The organism is Rossellomorea vietnamensis (assembly GCF_001305855.1).
GTDB classification, from domain to species: domain Bacteria; phylum Bacillota; class Bacilli; order Bacillales; family Bacillaceae_B; genus Rossellomorea; species Rossellomorea vietnamensis_A.
The window spans coordinates 1-590 of the sequence record NZ_LIXZ01000080.1 but is presented as its reverse complement, the minus strand read 5'-3'; the positions used below and the strand labels follow the sequence as shown (position 1 = coordinate 590).

The 590-nt window shown below is 62.4% G+C and carries 1 protein-coding gene; it reads left to right on the top strand.

What is annotated here, in order from left to right:
* Nucleotides 1-589, top strand: a 589-nt coding sequence (locus tag AM506_RS23595) for an aspartate-semialdehyde dehydrogenase (RefSeq protein WP_200908490.1), incomplete at its 5' end; no start/stop codon positions are given.
* Between the last annotated feature and the right edge of the window lies 1 nt (nt 590).

The following is a 590-nucleotide window of genomic DNA, read 5'->3' as shown; positions in this document are numbered from 1 at the left end:
GGAGGATGGAGACTTCAAGGGCATCGAGCCGGTCTTCTTCACCACCTCCCAGGTCGGTCAGGCCGGCCCGGATGTGGGAGTGGACGTGCCAGCACTCAAGGACGCCTTCGACCTTGACGCGCTAAAGGCGCTCGACGTGATCGTCACCTGCCAGGGCGGCGACTATACCAAGAAGGTCTACGCCGACCTGCGCCAGGCAGGCTGGAAGGGCTACTGGATCGATGCCGCCAGCACCCTGCGCATGGAAGACGACGCCACCATCGTGCTCGACCCGGTCAACCGCCATGTGATCGATGCCCAGCTGGCCCGTGGCGCCAGGACCTTTGTCGGCGGCAACTGCACCGTCAGCCTGATGCTGATGGGCCTGGGCGGACTGTTCGAGGCGGACCTGATCGAGTGGATGACCTCCATGACCTATCAGGCGGCCTCCGGCTCCGGCGCCAAGCACATGCGCGAGCTTCTCAACCAGATGGGTGGCCTGCGTGACAGCGTGGCCGACGAACTCTACGTCGCCTTCTACATCCTCAGCATTCACAAGACTCTGAGATTCGCGGAATGTCAGTACCGAATCTTCGTCAATGGTGTATGAC